The sequence below is a fragment of the Streptomyces sp. NBC_01717 genome (assembly GCF_036248255.1).
GTDB lineage: Bacteria > Actinomycetota > Actinomycetes > Streptomycetales > Streptomycetaceae > Streptomyces.
Genome location: NZ_CP109178.1, coordinates 6,540,116 through 6,563,437 on the forward strand (window position 1 = coordinate 6,540,116; position 23,322 = coordinate 6,563,437).

A 23,322-nucleotide genomic window follows, 5' to 3' on the forward strand; every position below is an offset into this window, starting at 1 on the left:
CATGCTCACCGGCGCCGCTCCGGCCGTGGCCGCCCCGGTGACCGACTGCACCGCCTGGGGGACGACCGAGCTCCAGGGTGGCGAGTACATCTACCAGCAGAACGAGTGGAACTCCACGGCCCGGCAGTGTGTGAGCGTCGACCCGGAGACCGGGGCCTGGAGCGTCACGGAGTCGTCCTTCGCCCTCCCGACCAACGGCGCCCCGGCCACGTACCCGTCCAGCTACAAAGGCTGCCACTGGGGTGCGTGCACGACGGACAGCGGACTGCCGCTGCGCGTCGACGAACTCGCCGGTACCCGCACCTCCTGGTCCACGACCCAGGTCGCCTCGGGTGCGTACAACGTCTCGATGGACCTCTGGTTCAACTCGACTCCCGTCACCGACGACCAGCCGGACGGGACCGAGGTGATGATCTGGATGAACCACCGCGGCGGAGCCCAGCCGATCGGGTCCCGCACCGGCACGGTGCAGCTCGACGGCAAGGCGTGGGACGTCTGGACGGGGCCCGGTGCCTCCGGCTGGAAGGTCATCTCGTACGTACTGCAGCAGGGCGCCACCGAGTTCGCCGATCTCGATGTGAAGAGCCTGATCGACGACGCCGTCACACGCGGCCAGATCGATCCCGCGCACTATCTGATCGACGCCGAAGCCGGGTTCGAGATCTGGCAGGGCGGCCAGGGCCTCGGCACCAAGAGCTTCTCCTTCACGGCGAGCGCGGACAGCGGCGGCGGGGGCGACACCGTCGCCCCGTCGGCGCCGACGAACCCCCGGGTCACCGGGACGACCAGCACCACCGCCGCCTTGTCCTGGACACCGTCGACGGATGACACCGGCGTCACGGCGTACGACGTCTACCGGGATGGCGTGAAGGCCGGCACCACGGCCATCACGTCATTCACCGACACGGGGCTCACCGCCTCGACGGCGTACAGCTACACGGTCAGGGCCCGGGACGCCGCCGGGAACACTTCGGCGGCCTCCGCCGCGGTCGCGGCGACGACCGGGCAGGGCGGCGGCACCGGGAGCGGCACGCTGAAGGCGCAGTACAGGAACAACGACTCGGCCCCCGGGGACAACCAGATCAGGCCCGGCCTGCAGCTGGTGAACACCGGCACGCAACCCGTGGATCTGTCGGACGTCACCGTCCGCTACTGGTTCAGCGGCGAGTCCGGCGCCACCACGTACAGCACCAACTGTGACTGGGCCGCGATCGGCTGCGGCAGTGTGACGCATCGCGTGGTGTCCTCCGCCGGCGCCGGACAGGGCGCCGACCACTACCTGGAGGTCGGCTTCGGCAGCGGCGGCCTGGCCGCGGGCGCCTCGACCGGTGAGATCCAGCTGCGGCTCAACAAGACCGACTGGTCGAACTTCAACGAGGCCGACGACTACAGCAGGGCGACCAACACCGCCTATGCCGACGCCTCGAAGGTGGCCGTGTACGTCGACGGAACGCTCGCCTGGGGCACCGCCCCCTGAGCCTCCACCGGTCACGCACAGCACAACCGCGCACTCCCGATGGCGGGATGCCCACCCCGCTCCTCCCGTCATCGGGGCACCGTCCCGACCACGCACCTGCCCAGGAACGTCCTCCCAAGCTCCCCTGACGAGAAAGGGACACCGAGCCGCAAGTACCGCGGAGCCCCCGGAACAACCCCTGAACCCGCCCCCGGGGAGTGCCCGGAGGCGTATGTACGAAAGGAATACGGAGCCGCAATGAGATCACGAAGTTCCACGCTGCACGGGATACGCAGAAAGTTCGCCGCGCTCTCCGCGCTGGCGATCGGAGCGGCCCTGGCCGTGGCCGTCCCCACCCCGGCCTCCGCCGCGGCCGGCGTCGACAACCCGTACGTCGGCGCCAAGGCGTATGTGAACCCGCAGTGGTCCGCCAAGGCCGCCGCGGAGCCGGGCGGCAGCGTCATCGCCGACGAGCCTTCGTTCGTCTGGATGGACCGCATCGCGGCCATCGAGGGCGCGGGCGACGCGATGAGCCTGCGCGAGCACCTCGACGAGGCGCTCGATCAGGGCGCGAACCTCTTCCAGGTCGTCATCTACGACCTGCCTGGACGTGACTGCGCCGCGCTGGCCTCCAACGGTGAGCTCGGTCCCACCGAACTCGACCGGTACAAGACCGAGTACATCAATCCCATCGCCGACGTCCTCGACGACCCGGCCTACGCGAGCCTGCGGATCGTCGCCGTCATCGAACCGGACTCGCTGCCCAACATCGTCACCAACGCCGGCGGCGAGGCCGGTGCCACCGAGGCGTGCGCGGTGATGAAGGCGAACGGCAACTACGAGAAGGGCGTCGGCTACGCCCTGCACACCCTGGCGGCCATTCCCAACGTCTACAACTACATCGACGCGGCGCACCACGGGTGGCTCGGCTGGGACACCAACCTCGCCCCGGCGGTCGACGAGTTCAAGAAGGCCGCCACCAGTGAGGGTGCGACCGTCGCCGATGTCCACGGTTTCATCGTGAACACGGCGAACTACTCCGCCCTCCAGGAGCCGTACGTCAAGGTCACCGACTCGGTGAACGGTACGACCGTGCGTCAGTCGAAGTGGGTCGACTGGAACCAGTACGTGGACGAGCTGACCTACGCCCAGGGACTGCGCTCGCTCCTGGTCAGCCGCGGCGGCTTCGATTCCGGGATCGGCATGCTCATCGACACCGCCCGCAACGGCTGGGGCGGCAGCGCCCGGCCCTCCGGCGCGGGACCGACGACCAATGTGGACGACTATGTCAACGGTGGACGCATCGACCGGCGCATCCACGCGGGGAACTGGTGCAACCAGAAGGGTGCGGGCATCGGCGAGCGGCCGAAGTCGGCCCCCGCGGCCGGCATCGACGCCTACGTCTGGGCCAAGCCCCCGGGTGAGTCGGACGGCAACAGCCAGCCCATCGAGAACGACGAGGGCAAGGGCTTCGACCGGATGTGCGACCCGACGTACACGGGCAACGGGCGCAACGGCAACAACCTGACCGGCGCGCTGTCCGGCTCGCCGCTGGCGGGCCACTGGTTCTCGGCCCAGTTCCAGGAGTTGGTACGTAACGCGTACCCGCCCCTCGACGGCGGCGGCAGTGACGACGACACCCAGGCGCCCTCCGCACCGACCGGCCTGACGGTCACGGGGAAGACGAGCGGCAGCGTCTCGCTGTCCTGGTCGGCCTCGACCGACAACACCGGAGTGACCGCCTACGACGTGTACCGCGCAGGGGTGCAGGTGGGCTCCTCGGCCACGACCTCGTTCACCGACACGGGGCTCACCGCCTCGACGGCGTACAGCTACACGGTCAAGGCCCGGGACGCGGCCGGGAACGTCTCGGCGGCCTCCGCCGCCGTCTCGGCGACCACGTCCGCGGGCGGCGGAACCGGCACCGGCACCCTCAAGGTCCAGTACAGGAACAGCGACTCCTCGGCCACCGACAACCAGATCCGGATGGGCCTGCAACTGGTCAACACCGGGAGCACCGCGGTCAACCTGTCCACGGTGAAGGTGCGCTACTGGTTCACCCCCGAGGCCGGCGCGAGCACCTTCGGTACCGCTTGCGACTACGCGGTGCTGGGCTGCGGCGGTGTGACCACCGGCGTGACGGCCTCCGGCAGTTCGGCTGCCGGGGCCAGCCACTACCTGGAGGTCGGCTTCGGCAGCGGCAGCCTGGCGGCGGGAGCGTCCACCGGGGAGATCCAACTGCGCCTGAACAAGAGCGACTGGTCGAACTTCAACGAGGCCGACGACTACAGCCGCACCACCAACACGGCCTACGCCGACGCGTCGAAGATCGGTGTCTACGTGGGCTCCACCCTCACCTGGGGCACCGCCCCCTGACCCTGCCCGCCACCCCTTGCGCCACCAGTTCCGTCGCTCCTGTTGCCGCTTCCGTGTCGCGGCGGCGGGAGCGACGGGCGTCTCGCCGCATCACACTTCATCTGCGCAGCATGTCGGGGGCGCGGTGGGGGCGAAGGTCTCTGAGGACCGACTCGACCTCACGGAGGAAGGACTGGTAGGAAGTCAGGCGTTGCCATTCGGAGTCAGGGATGCCGGGTACCGTAGCGGAGCTTGCGGTCCAGCTTGCGACCAGTTCGGCGTACAGCGGTGTCTCGCTCGCCGCGTCGGTGTACGTCTGACCCGCCACGAACGCGCCGGCAAGCTGCCCCCGTGAGGTGCGTGCTCCGTGCGGCGCATCCAGCTGGGGCCGCGGACGCGGCCGGGCATGAGATGCGCGGGGGGCCTGCGAAGGGTGCGGAACGGATGTCGCGGTGCCTCTGCCGGTAGCGGTGGCGGATGTGGGTGCGTTCATGACGGTGGTAACGATCAGCACCCATATGGGTAACTAGAGCGCAGCACAGAATGATTAGATGGCGTTTCACCTTTCTTGATGCCTTTAGATCGAATATCGCTTCAAATCCGTAACAGAGACGTTGCTCCAGGCATGGAACCGAGGGAGATGTGGGAGCGCCATGCCGTACTGGCGCGGGCCTATTTCGGGAATGACGAGGATGTACGCCGTGCGCAGGGGGACCTTGACGAACGAAATGCGGACCGCATGCGGACGCTGGCCGCGTTCGCGGTGACGCTGGGCAGCGACGGGACCGTCGCGGAACTCCTCGGCCTCCATGAACGCGAAGTACGGCTGGCCCGCCGCACCGTGGGCAAGGACGACGCCCGGGCCATCGCCAAGGCGCTCCTGGACCATCACGCTGCCGATGCGTACAAGCCCCCTCCCGAAGACCCGGACGGATGCCCGCCGTACCCGGAACCGGAGGAAAGACATGTCTCCCACGAGGCTCCGGCCGCACCTCCAAGTCCCCCTCATGCTCCAGTCGTTGACGAACCGGTCCACGTGACGGCGTCGTCGACAGCCGTGGACGCGGTCCTGGTCGGAGCGTGGAGCACCGGGACCGACCTTGCCGTGCTGGCAAGCGAGCTCGGTCTCGATCTCCCCCGCCTCGTCGCACGCACCCGGTACCTGGAGGCACAGGGCCGCCTCACACATGCCTCGCCGTCGCTGGACCGTTCCGGCCGGCATCGCCGCGTCGACGGCGCGGAGGCGCCCGCCATGCCCCAGCCCCGGCAGTGGTACTACCCCAGCCAGCCTCGCCCGCCGCACCAGGAAGCGGTATGGGACCAGCAGTCCTCATCCACCACTTTCGGCTCCGCGCCGATGCACGACTGGGACGGCATCCTCGACCAGTGGCAGGTTTCGACCGCCCCCGCGGCCTCCTGGCAGGGATTCGCATGAGAGCGCCCGCCGGCCGCGAGTGCGCCACCGGCGTGGGGATTCCGGCGAGCAACTCGTAGCCGGTCCGGCGCCCGCGCCTACGTGCCGGAAGGCTTCGCCCCCACGGGGAGGGGGCGGGCCCGCGGCGCACATCAGATGACCGGCGGCCGCCCCAGCATCGTCATGCGCCACACCGTGCGCCACCGCATCGGCTGCCGTCGGCCGCACGGGGTGCGGACGCCTTCGGCGAAGCCGCCGGCCCAGGCGCGCAGGCCCGCGGCCGAGCGGGTGCGGGCCACGGTGAGGAGGGTCCAGATGCCCAGGTAGGCCGGGACCAGGGGGAGAGGCAGGTTACGGCGGGCCAGCCAGACCCGGTTGCGGGCCGTCATCCGGTAGTAGACCGAGTGCCTGGCCGGGGACGTCTTGGGGTGCTGGAGCAGCAGGTCGGGTTCGTACAGGATCTTCCAGCCCGCATCGAGGGCCCGCCAGGACAGGTCCGTCTCCTCGTGCGTGAAGAAGAACTCCGCGGGCCACGGGCCGGTTTCGGCAAGCATCCTCATGGAGAGGGCGTGACCACCGCCGAGGAACGCCGTGACCGGGCCGCGGCGCATCGGGTCGGTGGAGCGCAGCCGGGGGACATGGCGGCGCTGCGTCTCGCCGTGCTCGTCGGCGATGCGGAAGCCGACGATGCCGAGCTTCGGGTCGGCGGCGTACATCTCCTGGACCTTGCGCAGCACACCGCTGTCGACGAGGAGCCCGTCGTCGTCCAGCTCGACGACGACGTCCACGTCGCCGAGTTCCGCGAGTCGGCGGATGGCGACGTTACGGCCGCCGGGGCAGCCGAGGTTCTCGTCGAGCTCGATCGTGGTCACACCGCCGGCCAGGCCGGACAGGCCGGGGACGGCGGTGAAGTCCGGCAGCGAGGTGCCGTTGCCCACGATGACCAGGCGGGTCGGCAGGACGCCCTGTATGGCGATCGAGGCCAACAGGGCTTCGACCTGCTGCGGGCGGTCGCCCATGGTCACGATGGATACGCCGATGCGTGGTTCGGACAAGGTCAGCACTCCTGGGCTCGCTGCGGTGCCCGTGATCGTAGTCGCTTGGTGTTCAGGTTCCGGCTGCCGCCCTGTCACGGCGGGTTGACCGGTGTCCGGTACATGACGTCGGGCCGTCGGGAGCCGGGCGTGGCGTCGGGCATTCGTCGCCGCGAAACGCCGGCGCCCGGTCCGTCCGGGCGACGCACGCGGCCGGCGGCCTCAGGCGTCCGCCGCGTACTGCCAGAAGTCCCGCATCAGCGCGGGCGGCTTGGGCCCCGTCATCTCCAACTGGCTGAGCATGATCATGACCGTTCCGGTGGACGGGACGAGGTGTCCCGTCGTGCCGGTGCCGCCGATCCAGCCGTAGCGGCCCGCTACGTTCCACGGCTCGGCCGTCCCGATATCGACCGAGCCGCCGAAGCCCCACCCCTGCCCCTCGATGAACAGTCCACTGGCCTCGCGCTGGGCCGGGGTCAGATGGTCGGTGGTCATCCGGCGCACCGATGCGGGTGACAGCAGCCGGCGGCCGTCGAACGTCCCGTCGGCGAGCATCATGCGGGCGAAGGCCAGCCAGTCGTCGAGGGTCGAGACCAGCCCGCCCGCGCCGGACGGGAACGCGGGCATGCTGCTCCACTGGCCGCCGGGGGCGTCCACCAGCTGGGGATCGCCGTTCGGATCGATGCGATAGAGGCTGGTGAAGCGGTCGAGCTTCGCGGCCGGCACCGCGAAACCGGTGTCCACCATGCCCAGTGGCTCGAACAGCCGCTCGTCCAGGAACTCAGGCAGCGAACGGCCCGAGACCCTGGCGATCAGCACACCCTGGATGTCCGAGCAGGTGTTGTACAACCAGGCTTCGCCCGGCTGGTTCAGCAGCGGGATACGGGACAGCTTCGCCATCCATTCGTCCGGCGCCGGGACGTCCGCCGGCTCCGGTCCCTGCTTCAACTCGCTGAAAAGCGGGGCGACTCCCGGAAGCGCGAAGTCGGACGGGAAGCCGTACCCGGCGCGGAAGGTGAGCAGGTCGAAAACGGTGATGGGACGGGTCGCGGGGACCACGTCGTCGAGCGGACCGGACGGGGTGCGGAGCACCTTCGGCGAAGCCAGTTCCGGCAGCCATCGACCGACGGGTTCGTCCAGCGCGATCCGGCCCTCCTCGACCAGCATCATGACCGCGGCGGCGACGATCGGCTTGGTCATCGAGGCGATGCGGAAGATGGAGTTCCTGGCCATCGGGGCTGTGCCCTCGACGTCGGCCGAGCCGGCCGCCTGCACCTCGGTGCGGTCGCCCTTGACCACCAGGCCCACCGCGCCCGGCACCGGCCCCTTGCTGACGTGCGCGTCCAGAATCCCGTGCAGGTCGGTCGTCATGGGTCCACCTTCTCGATTCGTGCGGTCGCAACCAAGACTTCCGCCGCCGCCCCGAATCATCGGACCGTTCACATCGATTACGCCCGATCGGCCCTGTGAGGTCGGTGCCGGGACCGTTCCACCGGCTCTGCCGTCGGCCGTCATGGACGACCGTCCGGTACGGTTCCGGGCCGGACGGGCCAGTTCCGGATGGTCAGCCGGTGGCGGCGGCCTGGCCCGGTACGGACTCGAGAGAGGCGTACAGCCGTTCGCCGCGGTCCTCGGCCATGTCGAGGGTGGCCAGCACGGCGGGCGTCGAAATACTCGGCAGGATGTAGTGCAGCAGGACGGAGATCCGGTGCCCCAAGTCCTCGCGGTTGCACAGGACCTGGGACATCACCTGCACGCCGGAGAAGGCGCCCGCCAGCAGCTCCGCGGTCTCGCCCGGCTGGACGTGCGGCAGGAGCTCGCCCTGGTTCTTCGCCGCGCTCAGCAGATGTTCGAGCCGATCTATCCAGGCCCGGAACGGGGTGCCCCGGTCGAGGCCCTCGACCCCCTGGTCCATCGCCAGTCCGACACTGGCCCGCACCAGCGGTTCATTTCGGAGCTGGTGGGCGAGCAACATCCCCTGGTCGACGAGTTCCTGGAGTTTCGTCAGCTGAGGCGGCAGCGGAACGATGTCCAGCTGGAGGTCCATCACGCCGAGCGCCAGCTCTTCCTTCGAGTTGAAGTGGAAGTACAGCGCGCCCTTGGTCACCCCTGCCCGCGCGAGGATCTCGCTGATGGTGGCGCTGCTGTAGCCGCGCTCGTCGAAAACGGCGGCGGCCGCCACCAGGATCGACCGTCGAGTCTGGATCGCGCGCGCCTGCTGTGCCATCAGCTACGTGTCTCTCTAGTCGTGGCGTGGTCAGCGCCACAGGGTTCTGGCTGGAAAGGAAAACCGGGCTGTCAGTATCTTACTGCGGGGGGTGATCGGCCTCCTGCATGGATCCTCTGGGGGGGAACTTCATGGTTCTGCTCGTCTCACGCACCGCTTCGGTGCCACTCAAAGGCAGACAGGCGGCATTTCCACGGCAGTTGGTCCACCGGTCCGATCCCGAGGACGTCTTCCCGACCGGCTGGACCAGACAGACCGACACCCAGTTCTCGGTGTCGGCCCGCTGGCCGCGTGCGCACCGCTTCTTCGCCCCCGTGACGGGCCGCTACCAGGACCCACTGCTGATCGCGGAAACCATGCGGCAGACGACGATGCTCCTCGCTCACGCGGAATTCGACGTTCCGGTTGGGGATCAGTTCGTGATGTGGGAGCTGGGATACATCTCCTCGCCCGAACGCCTCGCCCTGGGCGCGCGCCCCGAGCACCTGGACCACCCCGACGGATCCTGGGACATCACCGTGGACGTCTCGTGCTCCCGGATCAAGCGGCGGGGCCGGGGGCTCGGCTCCATGAGCCTGGAACTGCTCCTGCATCGCAGCGGCAGCCGGATCGCAACCGGCGGCGGCCGGATCAGCTGCACGTCGGCCAAGGTGTACGAGCGGCTGCGGGGAGACCGCCGCGCCGGGATGGGCATACCCGTACCCCTCCTTCCGTCCGTCGCACCGCGCGAGGCGGGCCGGGCCTCGGAGCGCGACGTCGTGCTGGCGCCGACTCCGCGTCAGGGTCTCTGGCGGCTGCGGCTCGACACGGGACATCCGACCCTCTTCGGCCGGCCCAACGACCATGTGCCGGGAGTCCTGTTGCTGGAGGCGGCCCGGCAGGCCGCCAATGCCGTCCGCCCTGGGCGCGACTTCCTGCCGGTGTCGCTGGAGGCCGCCTTCCTCCGCTACGTCGAGCTCGACCGCCCCTGCTGGATCGAGGCCTGGATCGTCCCGGCGGACACCCGGTCGACGACCAGGGTGCATGTCCGGGCCACCCAGGACGGCGAACCGGTCTTCACCAGCACGCTCGACTCGCCGGACCGCACCGAAGAGGCGCAGGGCATACGGTCGTGACGGCGCCGCGCATCCTCATCACCGGAGCGACCGGATTCATCGGCAGCCATGTCGTGGCGGCCGCGCGCCGGGTCCCCGGGGCCCGCCTGCGCCTGATGACGCACCGGACGGCGTTCGACGGTGGTCGCGACTTCGTGACCGGCATCGGGGCCCGCGTCGAGACCGTGTTCGGTGATCTTGCCGATCCTGCGTCCCTGCACAGCAGTTGCGACGGTATCGACGCCGTGATCCACTGCGCCTCGCAGATCGGCGGCGACGCGGGGACGGCCACGACCGTCAACGACCACGGCACCCGCGCCCTGGTCGAGGAGGCCGTCCGCAGCGGCGTCGCCCGGATCGTCCACCTGAGCACCGCATCCGTCTACGGGCGCGGCCCGTTCACGGAGTTGATGCCGGGCCGGGTGGCGCCGGCCCCCGCCTCGGCCACCAGCCGGACCCGTGCCGCCGCCGAGCAGCACGTCCTCGCGGCGGGCGGCGCCGTACTGCGTCCGCACATCGTGCACGGCGCCGGGGACCGCTGGGCGGTGCCCGGACTCGTCGCCCTGCTGGGGAAGTTGAGGGCAGGACTGACCGGGTGCGAGGCGCGGCACTCGCTCATCGACGCCGAGACGCTGGGCAGAGCGCTGCTCGGCGCGGCGCTCTCCCCGAAGGAGCCGACAGGCGTCTACCACGTCAACCATCCGGAGCCGGTGGCCTGTTCGGAACTGCTGTCGACGGTCATCGACGAACTCGGGCTGCCCTGGGCGGGTACGGGCATCGGTGTCGACACTGCCCGTACCCGGACGGCTGGAGACCCCTACGCCCTGCACCATCTCGACATGCTCGCGGTGGACCACTGGTTCGCCGACGAGCGGGTCTGGCAGGACGTCGACTGCGAGCCGGACGCAGGCTTCGCCGCCACCTTCGCCCGGCACGCCCCTTGGTACCGGCAGTTCCTGGGGCGGTACGTCACTCCGCCGGGATCCGCGTCCCCGTCCCGCTCACCCTCACCCGTGCGTCGCCCGCCCGCAGTTCGACGGTGAGCGTGCCGGGACGGCCCATGTCCTCGCCCTGGTGGAGGGTGACAACCGCGGCGTCCGGGACGAGGGCCTGCTCGCGCAGGTATGCCCCGAAGGCGGCGGCCGCCGCGCCCGTCGCCGGGTCCTCGACCACACCGCCGACCGGGAACGGGTCGCGGACGTGGAAGACGGTCGGCGACTCGCGCCACACCAGCTGAACCGTCGTCAGCTCGAGTCGGTGCATCAGCGCTTCGAGGCGCGCGAAGTCGTAGTCCAGGTCGGCCAGCCGCTCGCGGCTTGCTGCGGCCAGCACCAGGTGGCGGGCGCCCGCATAGGCGATACGGGGCGGCAGCGTCGGGTCCAGGTCGGCGGCCGGCCAGTCCAGGGCGGCCAGCGCCTCGGCCAGGTCGTCCGGAGCGACATCCGTGACGTGGGGCTCCACGCTCGTGAGGGTGGCGCGGAGCTCGGCGCCCTCCTGGGCGACGGTGACCGGGACGGTGCCCGCCTGCGTGGTGAAGACCAGATCGCCGAGGCCGTTGCGCTCGGCGAGGGCGATGGCCGTGGCAACGGTTGCGTGGCCGCAGAACGGGACTTCCGCCTTCGGGCTGAAGTAGCGGATCGTGTAACCACGACCGGTCGATCCGCCCGATTCGCCCGGCCCGGTCAGGAACGCCGACTCGCTGTAGCCGAGCTCGGCCGCGACGGCGAGCATCGCCGCGTCGTCGAGACCGGATGCGTCGAGGACGACACCCGCCGGGTTGCCGCCCTCCGGGTCGGCGGAGAACGCGGTGTAGCGCAGGACCTCGGTGCCTGAAATCTGAGTCATGACGCAGGTCAACCCCGCTGCGGTTCAGGGCATTCCCGGCCGGGACGGCCGGCACCGCGAACCGCGGCCGGGGCGCCGGCCCAGTGGCAGTTCTCGATGCCGTCACCCGCCTTCGTCCCAGCAGGAGCGGGTGCAGGTGGGTGGCAGCGCACACCCGCCCGTCCGGGTGGTGCCGAAAGCGGTCGGATGCGGCCCAGCGTTCGATACGCGTCGGCAGTCAGCCGCGGCCCACATACGGCATCGTCGTCGCCAGGACCGTCGCGAACTGCACATTCGCCTCCAGCGGCAGCTCCGCCATGTGCAGCACCGTCCGAGCCACGTCGTCCGCCGCCATCACCGGCTCCACGGCCAGTTCGCCATTGGCCTGAAGGGTGCCCCTCTGCATCCGCTCGGTCATCTCGGTCGCCGCGTTGCCGATGTCGATCTGGCCGCAGGCGATCCGGTACGGGCGCCCGTCCAGCGACAGCGACTTCGTCAGCCCCGTCATGGCGTGCTTGGTCGCCGTGTAGGCCACCGAGTGAGGGCGCGGCGCATGGGCGGAGATCGAGCCGTTGTTGATGATCCGGCCGCCCTGCGGGTCCTGCTCCTTCATCTGCCGGTACGCCGCCTGCGCGCACAGGAACGCCCCCGTCAGGTTCACCTCGACCACGGTGCGCCAGTCGTCGTACGACAGGTCCTCCACCGGGACGGAGCGCGGGCCGAACGTGCCCGCGTTGTTGAACAGCAGGTCGACCCGGCCGATCCACTCCCGTACGGAGGAGAACAGCGCGGTCACGTCCTCGGGGCGGGAGACGTCGGCGGGGACGGTGATCACCCTGGCCTTCTCCCCGGCCAGTTCCGCGGTCTCGGCAAGGGGTTCGGGGCGGCGCCCCGCGAGCGCCACCGACCAGCCGGCGCCGGTCAGGGCGAGAGCCACCGCACGGCCGATCCCGGAGCCCGCGCCCGTGACGACGGCCGTTTTCGCATCGGAGTTCAACAGTTTGTTGCTCATGGTGCCGCAGCGTACGCCTCCCGGGTCAAAGGTCCCCGGCGGGCGGCCGGTTCGGGTTCGGCGGAATCATTTCTTGATCATTCTTCGGCGATTCCAGCGCCGCCGGGACCGCTTGACGATGATCATGTTCCTGCGACTGCGTACCTCTCTGTCTGCGTACCTCCGTGTCCGCGGTACCCCAGCGCAATTCGTCCCCCGAGGGGCGATCCCGCCGCACTCCTCATCAGCGCGATGCCTGCGCGACGCCACCACGACAGCCACTCGATGTGCGGGACCGGTGGACTTCCACGCGTACACCGCCAGTCAGGGGAGGGACAGATGACGTACTCATCGCACCAGCAGGAGATGCGCGACGCCGCACGCCACGTCGGCCGCCGCCGCTTCCTCACAGTCACCGGTGCCGCCGCCGCGCTTGCTTTCTCGGTCAACCTGCCGGCCGCGGGCGCCGCGAGCGCCGCCGAGCTGGACGCCAGGAAGATCAGCGAGGACCCGTTCACTCTCGGCGTCGCCTCCGGTGACCCGCTGCCCGACTCGGTCCTGCTGTGGACGAGACTCGCGCCCCGCCCGTACGAACCGGACAGCGGACTGCCGAACGCCCGCGTCCAGGTGCGCTGGGAGCTCGCCCGCGACGAGCGCTTCACCCGGATCGTCCGGCGCGGCACCGCCACCGCTCACCCGGAGTTCGACCACAGCGTCCACGTCGAGATCAAGGGCCTCGACGCCGACCGCGTCCTCTACTACCGCTTCCGCGCCGGGAAGTGGGTCAGCCAGGTCGGCCGGACCCGCACCGCTCCCGCCCGGCACGCCCGCAACAGCGCGCTGTCCCTCGCCGCCGTCTCCTGCCAGGCGTACCACGACGGCTACTTCACCGCGTACGGCCACCTCGCGCAGGAGGACGTCGACGTCGTCTTCCACCTCGGCGACTACCTCTACGAGTACGCCGTGACCGCGACCGGCGGAGCCCGCAACTACACGGACCGCACACTCCCCGCCCACTTCAACCGGGAGACGGTCACCCTGGAGGACTACCGCCTGCGGTACGCCCTCTACAAGTCCGACCCGGATCTGCGCGCCGCGCACGCCGCGCACCCCTTCGTCGTCACCTGGGACGACCACGAGACCGAGAACAACTACGCGGGCGACACCCCGGAGAACGACGTCCCGCCGGAGGAGTTCCTGCTGCGGCGCGCCGCCGCGTACCGCGCGTACTGGGAGAACCAGCCGCTGCGCACCCCGCAGCGGCCGACCGGCCCCGACATGAGGCTCTACCGGCGCCTGCAGTTCGGCCGGCTCGCCCAGTTCGACATCCTCGACACCCGTCAGTACCGCAGCGACCAGGCGTACGGGGACGGCTGGCAGAAGCCGGGACCGGAGTCCGAGGACCCGTCGCGCACCCTGACCGGTGCCACCCAGGAGCGCTGGCTGCTCGACGGGTGGAAGGCCTCCCGGGCCACCTGGAACGTCGTACCGCAGCAGGTCACCTTCGCCCAGCGGCGGGATGTACCGACCGACGCCTTCAAGCTGTCCATGGACTCCTGGGACGGCTACCCGGCCTCCCGCGACCGGATCCTGAAGGGCGCGGAGGCCGCCGGGATCGACAACCTGATGGTGCTGACCGGCGACGTCCACGTCGGCTACGGCTTCGACCTGAAGAAGGACTTCAACGATCCGTCGTCGCGCACACTCGGCACGGAGATCGTCGCCACGTCGATCGCGAGCGGCAAGGACGGCTCCGACAAGCCGGCCAGCTGGAACAACCAGATGCAGGCCAACCCGCACATGAAGTTCTTCAACGGACGGCGCGGATACGCGGTCGTCACGCTGGGCCAGGACCAGGCACGCGCCGACTTCCGCACGGTGTCGGCCGTCACCACGCCCGGTGCGCCCGTCGCGACGGCCGGATCGTTCGTCACGGAGGTGGGCAACCAGGGCCTCACGCCTGCGTGAAGCCCTGCCTCCGTCCCGCTCAGCCGATGCCGTCCACGGGGTAGCGGACGCCGATGCGGTCCCGTACCGCATCGAGCGTCCGCATCACCGCCAGCGAACCGTCCAGCGGCACCAGCGGCGACTCCGTCTCGCCCGCCCGCAGTGCCCGTACCACCTCGGCCTGCTCGAACTGCATACCGCTGAGCCCCTCGCCCGACGACCCCGCGGTGAACTCCTCCGGGTCGTGTCCCGGCCGGTGCAGTACGAACCGCTCCGGGTAGAAGAAGCCGCGCGGGAAGTCGATCCGGCCCCGGGTGCCCGTGATCGAGGCGGTCTGCGGGGTGTCCGCGACCAGCGAGCAGCTGAGCAGCGCCGTGGCGCCCGATTCCCAGCCCAGCAGCATGCCGGTGTTCAGATCGACGCCCTCCGGGGAGAGCAGCGCATCGGCCTGGATCCGGTCCGGCTCACCCAGCAGCAGCTGCGCGAACGACACCGGGTACACCCCCAGGTCCAGCAGCGCACCGCCGCCCAGCGCCCGGTCCCGCAGCCGGTGGTCGGGGTCGAACGGGCCCGCGAGCCCGAAGTCGGCCTGCACGGTGCGGATGTCGCCGATGGCACCGTCGGCGATCAGCGCGGTCAGCCGCCTGATGACCGGGTTGCAGTACGTCCACATCGCCTCCATCAGGAAGAGGCCACGGTCCCGGGCGAGCGCCACGAGTTCTTCCGCCTCCCGGGAGTTGAGCGTGAACGCCTTCTCGCACAGCACGTGCTTCCCGGCCTTCAGACAGAGCGCGGTGGCCTCACGGTGCGCGGAGTGCGGGGTGGCCACGTACACCACGTCGACCTCGTCGTCCGCGGCGAGCTCGGCCCAGCTGCCGTACGCCTTGGGTATCCCGAACCGCTCGGCGAACGCCTTGGCCGACGTGTCCGTGCGCGAGGCCACGGCGACCACTTCCGTGCCGGGCACCGCCTGAAGGTCAGCGGTGAAGGTCGCGGCGATGCCACCCGTAGCCAGCACGCCCCAACGCACGGTCCTGCTCATGCCTGCTCCCAAAAAAGGTCTCGACCACTCCGGCTGAGCTGAGAGCATAGAGGGCGGATTCAACTATTTGGAGATGAGAATGCCGGAGAGTGGCGTGAGCCGAGCCCAGCACACCCACATACCGACCGACCGGACCGGCATCCCTGCCGCGACCGGTCCGACCGCCACCGCCGCGGCCCGGCGCACCGGACTCCTCGTCACCCTTGTCCTCGGCGGTCTCACCGCACTTCCGCCGCTCTCCATGGACATGTACCTCCCGGCACTCCCCGCGGTCACCGACGCCCTCCACGCCCCCGCCGCCACCGTCCAGCTCACCCTCACCGCCTGCCTCGGCGGCATGGCGCTCGGCCAGGTCGTCGTCGGCCCGATGAGCGACCGCTGGGGCCGGCGCCGGCCGCTCCTGCTCGGCATGGTCGTCTATGTACTCGCCACCGCGCTCTGCGTCTTCGCGCCCACCACGGAACTCCTCATCGGCTTCCGGCTCCTGCAGGGACTGGCCGGTGCGGCCGGCATCGTCATCGCCCGGGCCGTGGTCCGTGACATGTACGACGGCGTGGAGATGGCCCGGTTCTTCTCCACCCTGATGCTGATCTCCGGCGTCGCACCGGTCGTCGCGCCACTGATCGGCGGACAGGTGCTGCGGTTCACCGACTGGCGGGGCATCTTCGCCGTCCTCACGGTCGTCGGCGTGCTGCTCACCCTGGTCGTCTGGAAGTGGCTGCACGAGACGCTGCCGCCCGAGGAACGGCACACCGGCGGGGTCGGCGACGCGCTGCGCACCATGCGCGGACTCCTCGGCGACCGCACGTTCACCGGCTACATGGTCGCGGGCAGCCTCGCCTTCGCGGCCCTCTTCGCGTACGTGAGCGCCTCGCCGTTCGTCGTGCAGGAGATCTACGGTGCCTCGCCGCAGACCTTCAGCCTGCTCTTCGGCATCAACTCGATCGGCCTGATCACCGTCGGTCAGATCAACGGCAAGGTACTGGTGGGCCGGATCAGCCTGGACAAGGCGCTCGGCTTCGGGCTCGGGGTCATCGTGCTGGCCGCGACCGCGCTGCTGCTGATGACGTCAGGGGCCTTCGGCGACGTCGGTCTGGTGCCGGTCGCCGCCGGGCTCTTCGTACTGATGTCGGCGATGGGGCTGGCGATGCCGAACACCAACGCCCTGGCCCTGATGCGTACCAAGCACGCCGCGGGTTCGGCCTCGGCGCTGCTCGGTACGTCGTCGTTCCTGATCGGGGCGATCGCCTCACCGCTCGTGGGGATCGCGGGGGACGCGACGGCCGTACCCATGGCGGTCGTCCAGCTGGTGTGCGCGGTCGGCGCCATGGCGTGCTTCCTGGGCCTGTGCCGGCCCTGGCAGCGCGGTGGCGCATGGGCTTGAGCACGGATCCCCGGGCCCAGGGGGTGCCCGGCCAGGATCCGCCCGGCGGACCCTAGCGGTCGGCGCGCGGGTAGCCGAGCAGATGCAGCCGGTCCAGCTCGTCCGTCCACCGGAACACGCCGACGCCCTCCGCGGCCTCCGTGGCCGGCAGCCGCACATTCGTGGGCAGCGCCTCCGGCACCCCACTGGTGACCTCGACCTGGACCGGACGGCCGCCGCCGTCCAGCACGTCCGCCGCGTTGCGTCCGGGCGTCGCGCCGTACGCGATGCCCTCGTCCGTCACGGAGACCAGGGTCAGCGGCTTCGAGCCGTCCGTCGCCTCGAGACAGAACCCCTTCTTCGTCTCCAGGTCGAAGGCGAGGTTCCCGGCCACCAGGTACGTCCGCGAGGGCGACATGACGGCCTGCGGATACTGGCCAGGCTTGATCGCCACCTTGTGGCACTCCACCGTGGCCACCGGCTTCCCCGTCTCCGCGTCGTGCACCGCCCACAGGTCATGGGTCGTCGCCCGCTTCTGGCCCTTTGCGAGGTGCCACTTCGCCAGCACCCAGCCGGGGGCCACCGTGGTCGGGATCCCGCTGGAACGGTCGGTGCCCTTCGGGGCGACGTTCCGGCTGAACCAGCCGCCCTGCACCCAGAACTCCCGTGCCCCGCTGACCAGCAGGCCCTTCGTGGTCAGTCCGAACACCTCGGTGAGCTGCCTGCAGGACGGGCAGCCCTTCGGGTACTTCAGCGCCGTGGGGGCGATCTTCGTGATCCGGCCGCTCGCCGGATCGACCAGCACGCTGTTGGTGCGGCCGTCACTGATCAGGATGCCGGGTCCGCTGGTGTCGACGGTGGGTGCGGAGTTCCACGGCACCTCGATGCGCTGCCGGGAGCCGTCCGTCGCGTTGTACACATCGAGGGAGACGATCGTGTCGGCCGGGGTCAGCGCGTTCACACCGACCTTCCCGTACGCCCACGTGACGAAGTACTCCACGTCGTCCTTGGTGACCAGGAGCAGCTTAGGGAAGTGCTTCGAGGCCGGCGGCCGCCAGTTCGCGCCCTTCCAGCCGGCCTTCCCGGTCTCCGAGTCGATGGTCTCCAGCCGGTACTGGGTGTCGGAGACCCGCAGCAGATAGGCGAGGCGTCCCGTCGTCCGGGAGATCGCGTAGTCGGGTGAGGTGTTGATGAGCTCCCAGCCGCGCCGGGTCGTGTACGCGGGCGGAACGGTGAGCTGTGTCGCCGGGCCCGCACCCGTCCGGACCGGCTTCTTCGGCCCGCCGTCGCCCTTGCCCCCCTCGCCCTTCTTCCCGTTCCCCCCGGCACCGCAGGTGGCCAGCAGAAGCAGCAGGGCAAGCACCAGCACCCCGGCGACCAGAGTCAGGCGCACGATCTTCTGTCGCATGGTCCCCTTGATGAGCATTCCCGACCTCACGTGAGCATTCCTGACCTCGCGCCGATCAGCGTAGCAACTGGCCCAGGCGCCCCGGCAGTTCAGCTCGACGGTCGTGGTGCAGGGGTCGACTGCGGGCGACGGTGTGCCGGACGGGACGGGCACCGGCCGGAGAACGGCCGGAGAACGGCCGGTCGGGTCCGCCTACAATTTATCGGTGAACGTCACCCTCTCCACCGCGGAAGCCCTGCGCGCGGCGCTGGCCGGACTCCTCGACGGACTGCCGCCCAAGCAGGCCGCCCAGGCCGTCGACCGGCTCATCGCCAATTACCGGGGGACCACCCCGACCGATGCCCCGGTGCTCCGCGACCGCTCGGACGTCGCCGCGTACGCCGCGTACCGGATGCCCGCGACCTTCGAAGCGGTACGGTCCGCCCTCGCCGGGCTGCGCGAGGCCGCTCCGGAGTGGGCACCCGCCACCCACACCGACATCGGCGGCGGCACCGGAGCGGCGAGCTGGGCCGTTGCCGGGGCCTGGGAGGGGCACCGGACGACCGTCCTCGACTGGGCCGAGCCCGCCCTCGTCCTCGGCCGGGAACTGGCCGGGGCCTCCGGTGTCGAGGCCCTGCGCACCGCCGACTGGCGGCGGGCCCGGATCGGTGCGGGCCTGGAGCTCGACCCCACGGACCTGGTGACCGTCAGCTACGTGCTGGGGGAGCTGACGGCGGCCGCCCGCACCGCCCTCGTCGACACGGCCGCGGCCGTCGCACAGGCCGTCGTGATCGTCGAGCCCGGTACCCCCGACGGATACGCCCGCATCATCGAGGCCCGCGACCGGCTGATCGCCGCCGGGCTGACGGTCGCCGCACCGTGCCCGCACAGCGAGGCGTGCCCCATCGAGCCGGGCACCGACTGGTGCCACTTCTCCGCCCGGGTCAGCCGCTCCTCGCTGCACCGGCAGGTGAAGGGCGGATCGCTGCCGTACGAGGACGAGAAGTTCAGCTATGTCGTGGCGACCCGCTTCGCCACCGAGCCGGTACTCGCCCGGGTCACCCGCAGGCCGCAGATCCGCAAGGGACAGGTGCTGCTGGACCTCTGCACCCGCGACGAGGCACTGAAGCGCTCCACGGTCACCAAGCGGCACGGCGAGCTGTACCGGGCCGCCCGGGACACCGCGTGGGGCGACGCCTGGCCGCCCCCCGTCGACGATGCCTAGAAGAGCCTCTCTCTTCCGGATCAGACCTGGCCGCGCAGCTCCTGGGTGCAGCACTTCACGCTGCCGCCGCCCTTGAGCAGCTCGCTCAGGTCCATCGGGACCGGTTCGAAACCGCGCGCCCGCAGCGGGTCGAAGAGGCCTGCGGCGCCCTGGGGCACCAGCACATGGAGGCCGTCACTGACCGCGTTCAGCCCGAGCGCCGCGGCGTCCGCCTCCTCGGCCGTCAACGCGTCGGGGAAGAGCCGCCTCAGCACGGAGCGGCTGCCCGGCGAGAAGGCGCCCGGGTAGTACATGATCTCGTCGCCCGCCTCGTCGAGCACACACAGCGCCGTGTCCAGGTGGTAGTAGCGCGGGTCCACCAGATCGAGCCCGATCACCGGCCGTCCGAAGAACTCCTGTGCCTCGTCGTGCGAGAGCGGACTGGACCGGAAGCCGCGCCCGGCCAGCAGGTACGACGAGGTGACCGCGAAATCGCCCTCGCCCTCGTTGACGTGGGCCGGCTCATGGATCTCGGTGAAGCCGTGGTCCCGGAACCAGTCCCGGTGCGCCTCGGCCTCGGGGTACCGCTCCTGGTAAGCGAACCGGGCACCCAGCACCCGGCCGTCCACGACGGTGGCGCCATTGGCGGCGAAGACCATGTCGGGCAGGTCGGGACGCGGGGTGAGCAGCTCGACGGTGTGGCCGAGCGCCCGGTAGCGGTCGCGCAGGTCCTCCCACTGGGCCTGGGCCAGCTGCAGATCGACCGGCTTGCTCGGGTCCATCCACGGGTTGATGGAGTACGTGACCTGGAAATGGGTCGGGGCGCACATCAGATAGCGGCGCGGGGTCGCTTCACGAAGCGATGAGGGTGTGGCTTCACGAGGCAATGGGGGCTCCTCACGGACAGCAGGGGTGGCCTGCGGACAGTCGGGGCTCGCACGGGTCTGTGCGTGAGCCCATGGTGCGCCGTCCGGGGCGACCGCGCAGTGAACCGATCGGGTGGTTGTACGGGCGGCTCGGTAACGACTACGCAGAGGCGTCGAGGTGCTACGTCCCGTCCCGCTGCACCGACGGACACTTCCTGAGCCACACCTGCCATTTCAGCCCAATTATCGGCATAGTGCCCAGCTCAGTGCGCCGGTCCTGGCACCCCGCTTGAGAACTCTGGCCACCCGAGGCGCAGGATGGTGGGACCATAGGCAGGGGCAACGCTGAGGTAAGGGGATTGATGGGCGCCGATTTCGGCCGTTCTCGCGGCACAGAGAGCAAGTTTTCCCAATGGCTTCGCCGACGACCCAAATCGCAGCACAGCGAGGTCGACGACACCGCCCGGGAGGCGCTGCTCCTGGCTGTCGCCGAAGCCGGAATGCCCATCTCGCCCGCCGCCCACCCGGTCGGCTACCGATGTTCGTGCGAACGCATCGGCTGTCCCACCCCCGCCCGCCACCCCATCTCGTTCGCCTGGCAGACGCAGTCCACCACCGACCGTGCCCAGATCGAGCGCTGGGCCCGCAGTCAGCCGCAGGCCAACTTCATCACCGCGACCGGCATGATCCATGACGTTCTCGACGTGCCGTTGACCGCGGGCAACCAGGCTCTGGAGCGGCTCCTCGCCGCGGACATCGACGTCGGCCCGGTGGCCGTCTCCGGCGACGACCGGATGCTCTTCTTCACCGCCACCCGCGGTACCCCCGAGGACGAGGACGAGTGGTGGCCCTGCGAGCTGGACTGCCATCCCGAGACCATGGACGAGCATCCGGGGATGCGCTGGCACTGCCGCGGAAGCTATGTACTCCTGCCGCCCGCCATGCTCCCCGGTGAGCTGGACGTGCACTGGGTCCGCGGCCCGGAGAACCCGCTGCCGGACCCGCTGACGCTGCTGGAGACGCTCACCGACGCCTGCGCGCAGTACGCCGACACGGCGGACCAGAGCGATCTCGACCACGACTCGGTGGCCTGGCCGCTCAGCCGCTGAAATCCGCTGCGGCGGAAGAACGGGCGAGCCCGGGATTCGGGGCCCACGAGCCCTGCGCCACGAGCAGCGCGAACCCCGCACCCACGGGCGGCTCCCGGCAGAACGGGACGCCGCCCACGGCAGCGCAGGACCCCGCCTAGGAGCCCTTCGCCGCCGTGAGTCCCGGCAGCCGGTTCAGCACGATCACCTTGGCGCGGTTCCCGGCGCCCTTCTTCGGGACGTACACCAGCTGGCTGGAGACCCGCTCCTTGGTGAGGGTGGTCTTCACCTCGCCGGTCAGCAGCGCCTGCACATCCGAGTTGACCGGCGGGCGCAGTCCCTTCGCCGCGGTCTGTTGCTCGAAGTGCTTGCTGCTGAAGAAGACCAGCGCCCCGCCGTCCTCCGTCTCCAGGCCGAGCGGACCGAACGTACCGCCGTCCAGCGGCTGGTCGATGAACTGGAAGGAGAAGCCCGCCCGCCGGCTGTTCCTGCGCTCGACCCGCCAGGCCGAGGTGGCGACCCCGGGGGCGAACACGTCCGGCGTGCCCTTCTGCAGGTACTGCGTGTACGACGTGCTCAAGTCCTTCGGCGCCACGGACAGTTCCGCACTGTCCGCGGTGACCGGCCGGGCCCGCCCGTCGGTGTCCTTCGCGAACGCGGGCAGCTCGGACGGCGTCACGACCGCGAGATACGACGCCTTCCAGACCGCGTCGGGACCGGTCCGGACGAAGGCGATCAGCCAGCTGGTGTCCTGCTTCCCGCTGTCCTGGTCGCGGTTGGAGTCGGTGTTCGCGAGGAACCAGCGCGGCCAGCCGGCCTTCTTCGGGATGAGATACGTGGCGTCGGTCAGCTCCAGCGGCCGGTGGTTCGCGTTGCCGTCCGGGTTGTTCTTCTGCCGCGCTCGCAGACCGGCCTGGTTGATCGCACCGAGCGCCCCGGTGACCCGGTCCGCGTCCAACGCAGGGTCGTAGGCCTTGTCCGCCGCGTTGTACGCGGTGGTGAAGTCCGTAAGGGCCTTCGCGGCCTCAGACTTCGTCGCCGCCGGTACGACTTCCAGCTCGCCGTGCACCGTCACGCAGCCGCTCGCCGTCATGCTCAGCACCATCGCTGTCGCGAGCCCCGTCGCCAGCCGAATCGGCCTCAGGCTTCTCATCCGTTGCTTTCTGCGCCTTCTGATCCGTCGCCCCCACTGACCGTCCGAACCCTACCGGGGCGAGGAACAGCGCGAGAGTGGGGATCAGATACAGCGCCCACACCGTGACCTGAAGAACGGTCGGATCGGGCTGGAAGTTGAAGGTGCCCTTCAGCAGCGTTCCGTACCAGCTGTCCGGCGGGATCGTGGCGCTGATGTCGAACGCCCGGTTCTGCAGACCGCCGAGGAACTCGGCCTCCTGCAGATCGTGGACGCCGTATGCGAGCACGCCCGCCGCGACGACCACCAGCATGCCGCCGGTCCAGGTGAAGAACTTCGCCAGGTTGATCCTCAGCGCACCGCGGTAGAACAGCCAGCCCAGCACCACGGCCGTGGCGATCCCGAGCAGCGCGCCGATCATCGGATGCCAGCCGTCGTCCGCGGCATGCACCGCACGCCAGACGAACAACGAGGTCTCGAGCCCCTCCCGGCCGACGGCGAGCAGTGCCGTGGCGACCAGCGCGCCGGTGCCCATCGCGAGAGCCGCGTCGAGCTTGCCGTGCAGCTCCGCCTTCAGATGCCGCGCGGTGCGCCGCATCCAGAACACCATCCAGGTGACCAGGCCGACCGAGACGATCGACAGCGAACCGCCGAGCGCCTCCTGCGCCTTGAACGTCATCTCCTGCGAGCCGAATTCGAGACCCGCGCCGAACGCCAGGCTGACGACGACCGCGATGGAGACCCCGAGCCAGATCGGCAGCAGCTTGCTCCGGTTGCCCGTCTTCACCAGATAGGCGACGAGGATGCAGACGACCAGGCTGGCCTCGAGGCCTTCGCGCAGGCCGATCAGGAAGTTGCTGAACACGTTTCGGTTCTCCTTTTTCCGCTTCGAGTCCCG

Annotated in this window: 18 protein-coding genes and 2 pseudogenes; 10 read left to right on the top strand and 10 right to left on the bottom strand. The window is 70.2% G+C overall.

The features are described from left to right. Position 1 precedes the first annotated feature (1 nt). From OHB49_RS45875 to OHB49_RS29665, 4 genes and pseudogenes are all read left to right on the top strand, one after another. Positions 2–694 (top strand): annotated as a pseudogene (locus tag OHB49_RS45875) (GH12 family glycosyl hydrolase domain-containing protein); the annotation flags it as partial. A gap of 27 nt (positions 695–721) precedes the next feature. Continuing rightward, positions 722–1,477, top strand: a pseudogene (locus OHB49_RS45880) (cellulose binding domain-containing protein); the annotation flags it as partial. A gap of 237 nt (positions 1,478–1,714) precedes the next feature. Then, the gene (locus OHB49_RS29660; RefSeq protein ID WP_329164046.1) at positions 1,715–3,832 is read left to right on the top strand and encodes a glycoside hydrolase family 6 protein; all 2,118 of its coding nucleotides are present in this window, start codon (positions 1,715–1,717) and stop codon (positions 3,830–3,832) included. A 604-nt stretch (positions 3,833–4,436) separates the two neighbouring features. Next, positions 4,437–5,246 (top strand): hypothetical protein, encoded by an 810-nt coding sequence (locus OHB49_RS29665; protein ID WP_158711161.1) that lies wholly within the window; start codon positions 4,437–4,439, stop codon positions 5,244–5,246. Positions 5,247–5,377: 131 nt separating this feature from the next. Here OHB49_RS29665 and OHB49_RS29670 read toward each other — a convergent pair whose 3' ends face one another. The 3 genes from OHB49_RS29670 to OHB49_RS29680 all read right to left on the bottom strand — a co-directional run bounded on the left by OHB49_RS29670 (position 5,378) and on the right by OHB49_RS29680 (position 8,486). Beyond that, positions 5,378–6,280, bottom strand: a complete 903-nt coding sequence (locus OHB49_RS29670; protein ID WP_329164047.1) for a glycosyltransferase family 2 protein — start codon at positions 6,278–6,280, stop codon at positions 5,378–5,380. Between the two features lie 201 nt (positions 6,281–6,481). Further along, positions 6,482–7,630, bottom strand: coding sequence for a serine hydrolase domain-containing protein (locus OHB49_RS29675; protein WP_329164048.1), 1,149 nt, complete (start codon positions 7,628–7,630; stop codon positions 6,482–6,484). 193 nt (positions 7,631–7,823) lie between these two features. Continuing rightward, positions 7,824–8,486 (bottom strand): ScbR family autoregulator-binding transcription factor, encoded by a 663-nt coding sequence (locus tag OHB49_RS29680; RefSeq protein WP_329164049.1) that lies wholly within the window; start codon positions 8,484–8,486, stop codon positions 7,824–7,826. A 131-nt stretch (positions 8,487–8,617) separates the two neighbouring features. Here OHB49_RS29680 and OHB49_RS29685 point away from each other — a divergent pair, with 131 nt between their 5' ends. Next, positions 8,618–9,601: a ScbA/BarX family gamma-butyrolactone biosynthesis protein gene (locus OHB49_RS29685; RefSeq protein ID WP_329164050.1), complete on the top strand. Its 984-nt coding sequence runs from the start codon at positions 8,618–8,620 to the stop codon at positions 9,599–9,601. After that, entirely contained in the window at positions 9,598–10,623 is a 1,026-nt protein-coding gene (locus OHB49_RS29690) for an NAD-dependent epimerase/dehydratase family protein (protein ID WP_329164051.1), read from the top strand. Before OHB49_RS29685 ends, OHB49_RS29690 begins: the two co-directional genes overlap by 4 nt. Here the strand turns inward: OHB49_RS29690 and OHB49_RS29695 are convergent. After that, positions 10,550–11,425 carry a PhzF family phenazine biosynthesis protein gene (locus OHB49_RS29695; RefSeq protein WP_329164052.1) on the bottom strand — a complete coding sequence of 292 codons (876 nt, stop codon included), beginning with the start codon at positions 11,423–11,425 and terminating at the stop codon, positions 10,550–10,552. The two genes, OHB49_RS29690 and OHB49_RS29695, sit on opposite strands and share 74 nt — an antisense overlap. 217 nt (positions 11,426–11,642) lie before the next feature. Further along, positions 11,643–12,416, bottom strand: coding sequence for an SDR family oxidoreductase (locus tag OHB49_RS29700; protein ID WP_329164053.1), 774 nt, complete (start codon positions 12,414–12,416; stop codon positions 11,643–11,645). Positions 12,417–12,734: 318 nt separating this feature from the next. Here OHB49_RS29700 and OHB49_RS29705 point away from each other — a divergent pair, with 318 nt between their 5' ends. Continuing rightward, positions 12,735–14,363, top strand: coding sequence for an alkaline phosphatase D family protein (locus OHB49_RS29705; RefSeq protein ID WP_329164054.1), 1,629 nt, complete (start codon positions 12,735–12,737; stop codon positions 14,361–14,363). 19 nt (positions 14,364–14,382) lie between these two features. Here the strand turns inward: OHB49_RS29705 and OHB49_RS29710 are convergent, their stop codons facing one another. Beyond that, on the bottom strand, positions 14,383–15,384 hold the full coding sequence (locus OHB49_RS29710; protein WP_030970566.1) for a Gfo/Idh/MocA family protein: 1,002 nt from the start codon (positions 15,382–15,384) through the stop codon (positions 14,383–14,385). Between the two features lie 79 nt (positions 15,385–15,463). Between OHB49_RS29710 and OHB49_RS29715 the strand changes: the two genes are divergently transcribed. Next, positions 15,464–16,768 (top strand): multidrug effflux MFS transporter, encoded by a 1,305-nt coding sequence (locus OHB49_RS29715; RefSeq protein ID WP_030970568.1) that lies wholly within the window; start codon positions 15,464–15,466, stop codon positions 16,766–16,768. A 52-nt stretch (positions 16,769–16,820) separates the two neighbouring features. Here OHB49_RS29715 and OHB49_RS29720 read toward each other — a convergent pair whose 3' ends face one another. Next, on the bottom strand, positions 16,821–18,155 hold the full coding sequence (locus OHB49_RS29720) for a hypothetical protein (protein WP_329164055.1): 1,335 nt from the start codon (positions 18,153–18,155) through the stop codon (positions 16,821–16,823). 205 nt (positions 18,156–18,360) lie between these two features. Here OHB49_RS29720 and OHB49_RS29725 point away from each other — a divergent pair, with 205 nt between their 5' ends. Beyond that, on the top strand, positions 18,361–19,359 hold the full coding sequence (locus tag OHB49_RS29725) for a small ribosomal subunit Rsm22 family protein (RefSeq protein WP_329164056.1): 999 nt from the start codon (positions 18,361–18,363) through the stop codon (positions 19,357–19,359). A 20-nt stretch (positions 19,360–19,379) separates the two neighbouring features. Here the strand turns inward: OHB49_RS29725 and ddaH are convergent, their stop codons facing one another. After that, positions 19,380–20,225, bottom strand: a complete 846-nt coding sequence (gene ddaH / locus OHB49_RS29730) for a dimethylargininase (RefSeq protein WP_376262961.1) — start codon at positions 20,223–20,225, stop codon at positions 19,380–19,382. Between the two features lie 341 nt (positions 20,226–20,566). Between ddaH and OHB49_RS29735 the strand changes: the two genes are divergently transcribed. Beyond that, entirely contained in the window at positions 20,567–21,313 is a 747-nt protein-coding gene (locus OHB49_RS29735) for a bifunctional DNA primase/polymerase (protein ID WP_030970575.1), read from the top strand. Positions 21,314–21,449: 136 nt separating this feature from the next. On the opposite strand, the gene OHB49_RS29740 is transcribed toward OHB49_RS29735, so the two are convergent. Then, positions 21,450–22,385 carry a hypothetical protein gene (locus OHB49_RS29740; protein WP_329164057.1) on the bottom strand — a complete coding sequence of 312 codons (936 nt, stop codon included), beginning with the start codon at positions 22,383–22,385 and terminating at the stop codon, positions 21,450–21,452. Beyond that, complete coding sequence (gene efeU, locus OHB49_RS29745; protein ID WP_030970579.1) at positions 22,318–23,289, bottom strand: iron uptake transporter permease EfeU; 972 nt, start codon at positions 23,287–23,289, stop codon at positions 22,318–22,320. Before efeU ends, OHB49_RS29740 begins: the two co-directional genes overlap by 68 nt. Positions 23,290–23,322: the final 33 nt, after the last annotated feature.